At 59.4% G+C, this 3,391-nt stretch carries 4 protein-coding genes; 3 read left to right on the forward strand and 1 reads right to left on the reverse strand.

The window, feature by feature from the left end:
• Window positions 1–62: 62 nt before the first annotated feature.
• Window positions 63–461, forward strand: coding sequence for a VOC family protein (locus BIS10_RS17995; protein ID WP_083024900.1), 399 nt, complete (start codon window positions 63–65; stop codon window positions 459–461).
• Here the strand turns inward: BIS10_RS17995 and BIS10_RS18000 are convergent.
• Window positions 458–1,348 (reverse strand): LysR family transcriptional regulator, encoded by an 891-nt coding sequence (locus BIS10_RS18000; RefSeq protein ID WP_253507422.1) that lies wholly within the window; start codon window positions 1,346–1,348, stop codon window positions 458–460. The genes BIS10_RS17995 and BIS10_RS18000 overlap by 4 nt on opposite strands.
• A 122-nt stretch (window positions 1,349–1,470) precedes the next feature.
• Here BIS10_RS18000 and trpB point away from each other — a divergent pair, with 122 nt between their 5' ends.
• A complete protein-coding gene (gene trpB, locus BIS10_RS18005; RefSeq protein ID WP_062372631.1) occupies window positions 1,471–2,688 on the forward strand; it encodes a tryptophan synthase subunit beta in 1,218 nt (405 codons plus the stop codon).
• 56 nt (window positions 2,689–2,744) lie between these two features.
• The coding region (gene trpA / locus BIS10_RS18010; protein WP_253507425.1) for a tryptophan synthase subunit alpha at window positions 2,745–3,391 on the forward strand (647 nt) is incomplete at its 3' end.

The raw sequence follows: 3,391 nt of genomic DNA on the forward strand, positions 1-3,391 counted from the left end.
GGCGTTTGTTTGGCGTTGTGGCGTAGCTTCAATCGCTATAAGCATCCAAAAGGAGACATAACATGCTGGCGTATACAATGGTGGGAACCAAAGATCTAGAGCGTGCCCTGCAGTTCTACACGCCGCTGTTCAATGCCATGGGGTTGGATATTTGCTGGCAGGATGACAGCTGCGTCTCGTTTGGTGACCCGGACGATGTCAACGTGCCCCAATACTTCGTGGGCTACCCCTTCGATGGCCACGACGCCACCGTGGGCAACGGCACCATGACCGCCTTTCAGTTCACCGACATCAAAGAGGTCGACACGCTGCATCACCTCGCCCTGGAAAGCGGCGGAAGCGACGAAGGCGCACCGGGCTTTCGGCCGCAGTACGGGGAAGGCTTTTATGCTGCCTACGTCCGCGACCCGGATGGCAACAAGTTGGCGTTTGTGGTGTACCCACACCGAGTAGGGCTTTAACCTTCCAATTCCTTGCGTAACCAATCAGCCATTGATTCGCTGCGGCGGGCGTTAGTGTGTTTTGGCAGCCATAGGCAGAGCTGTGCCGGGGTTTCGATGCTGCCCCAAGGGGCGACAAGCCGTCCGCTTTTCAGATCATCTTCTACGAGTAGCTTCGGGGCGATGGCGACCCCTAGGCCCGCAACGGCAGCTTCTATGAGGTAGTAAAGATGCGCAAAGCCTTGGCCCTGTTGGAGGGCTGTTTTCAATGCGGTGGTTTCCAGCCCTTGGGCGTCTGCCCACTGGGGCCACGCTTGGGGGCGTGAGGCGGTATAAAGGAGCTTGTTGGTAAACAGCGATGCGGGATGAGATGCATGGCACGCATCCACCAAGCGTGGGCTGGTCACGGCGCAAATTTCCTCAGGCATCAGCTCAATCAGCTCGCCCTCGTCAGGCCACGGTGGCTCGAAAAAGGCCAGCGTTGCGCTGGTCTCCGGCTGGCCGGGCTGCTCGGAATCGCTCACCACCACCTGAAGTTTTAGCTCCGGCAGCGCCTGGTTTAAGCGGTCTAAACGGGGAATCAGCCAGCGGGCCAGCAGGCTGCCGGGGCAGGCCAGGGTAAACGGCGCTTCTTCCACCTCATGCTTGAGCCGGGTGCAACTATCCCTGAGTTTCGCAAAGGCTTCCCCCACGCCGCTTTGCAACCGTTCACCGTGGTGAGTGAGCACTAGCCCCCGCCCAGCTTTGGTGAATAGCGCCACGCCAAAATGCTCATCCAAGCTCTTAAGCTGGCGGCTTACCGCGCCGTGGGTCACGCTTAGCTCATCGGCGGCGGCGGTCACGCTGCCTAGCCGGGCGGTGGCTTCAAAGGCGCGCAGGGCGCTTAAGGGCGGCAGGCTGTGTTGCATGGATGTCTCTTTCAATAGTTGCGTAAAACTCACAGGTTGATGCCATCTTATCGATTTTTCTTCCCGCCTGCCTGCGCTAACGTCATCACAACCCTAAATCGCCCCAAAACGCAGAGGTCGTGATGAATAAACCTTTAAGCCTACCCGATGCCAACGGGCTGTTTGGCAGTTTCGGTGGCCGCTTTGTCGCTGAAACCCTAATGCCGCTGATTCTTGAACTGCAGGATGAGTACGCCACCGCCAAAAACGATCCAGAATTTCAGCGCCAGCTCGCCTATTTTCAGGGCGACTACGTAGGCCGCCCCAGCCCGCTCTATTTTGCCGAGCGGCTCACCGAGCACTTTGGCGGCGCGAGCATTTACCTCAAGCGTGAAGAGCTTAACCACACCGGTGCGCACAAGATTAACAACTGCATTGGTCAAGTATTGTTGGCCAAGCAGATGGGCAAAAAGCGCATCATCGCGGAAACCGGCGCAGGCATGCACGGCGTTGCCACCGCTACGGTTGCAGCGCGTTTTGGTTTGCCCTGCGTGATTTACATGGGTGCCACCGACATCGAGCGCCAGCAGCCCAACGTATTCCGCATGAAACTGTTAGGGGCGGAAGTAATCCCCGTCACTTCAGGCACCGGCACGCTGAAAGATGCCATGAACGAAGCGCTGCGCGATTGGGTAACGAATGTCGACGACACCTTCTATATCATTGGCACCGTGGCAGGCCCGCACCCTTACCCGGCGATGGTGCGCGATTTCCAAGCGGTGATTGGTCATGAAACCCGCGCTCAGATGCTCGAAAAACAGGGCCGTTTGCCGGACTCCCTGGTGGCTTGCATTGGCGGCGGTTCCAATGCGATGGGGCTGTTTCACCCCTTCCTGAATGACGCCGATGTGAAGATGATTGGCGTGGAAGCAGGCGGCAAAGGCGTCAACAGCGGCCTGCACGCCGCCAGCCTGAACGGCGGCACCCCCGGCGTGCTGCACGGCAACCGCACCTACCTGCTGCAAAACGAAGATGGTCAGATTATCGACGCTCACTCAATTTCCGCAGGGCTGGACTACCCCGGCATCGGCCCCGAGCACGCTTGGCTGCACGAGCAAGGGCGGGTCGAGTATGTTTCCGCCACCGATGACGAAGCGCTGGAAGCATTCCAAATCTGCTGCCGCCAAGAGGGCATCATCCCCGCGCTAGAAACTGCCCACGCCCTGGCTGAAGTGGCTAAGCGCGCGCCGACACTTCCCCGCGAGCACCTGATGGTGGTCAACCTCAGTGGCCGTGGTGATAAAGACATGATGAGCGTGGCCCACCACCTGGGCGATAAATTCGGAGTGAAAAACGTATGAGCGCCCTACAAGAGAGCAATGTAGTGGAGGAGAGCAGGCTAGTGGAGGAGAGCAGCATGAACACGACGTCGCGTCTTGAAGCGTGCTTTACCGCGCTCAAACAGCAAAACCGCCCGGCGCTGGTCAGCTACCTCACCGCTGGCGACCCAGATGCCGAGACCTCCCGCCGCCTGCTGCAAGGGTTGCCGGAAGCAGGCGTTGATATCATCGAACTCGGCATGCCGTTCAGCGACCCCATGGCCGATGGCCCCGCCATACAAAAAGCCGCCCTGCGAGCGCTGGAAAACGGCCAGACCCAAGCCAAAACGCTGGAGATGGTGCGCCAGTTCCGTGAACAGAACAGCACCACCCCCATCGTGCTGATGGGCTATTACAACCCGATTTATTGCTACGGCGTCGAGCGTTTTCTCACCGATGCCGCCAAGGCCGGGGTAGACGGGCTGATCGTAGTGGATCTACCGCCCGAACACGACGAAGAGCTGTGCCAGCCCGCCGCTCAGCACGGCATCGATTTTATCCGCCTCGCTACGCCCACCACCGATGCCAAGCGCCTGCCCAAAGTGCTGGCCAACGCTTCCGGGTTTATCTACTACGTTTCCGTGGCGGGGGTGACGGGCGGCAGCGCCCCCACACCGGAGCGTTTAGAAAGCGCCGTTAATCAGCTGCGCGAACACACGCCGCTGCCCATCGCCGTAGGCTTTGG

Source organism: Halomonas sp. 707B3 (genome assembly GCF_024158645.1).
Classification (GTDB): Bacteria; Pseudomonadota; Gammaproteobacteria; order Pseudomonadales; family Halomonadaceae; genus Vreelandella; species Vreelandella lionensis.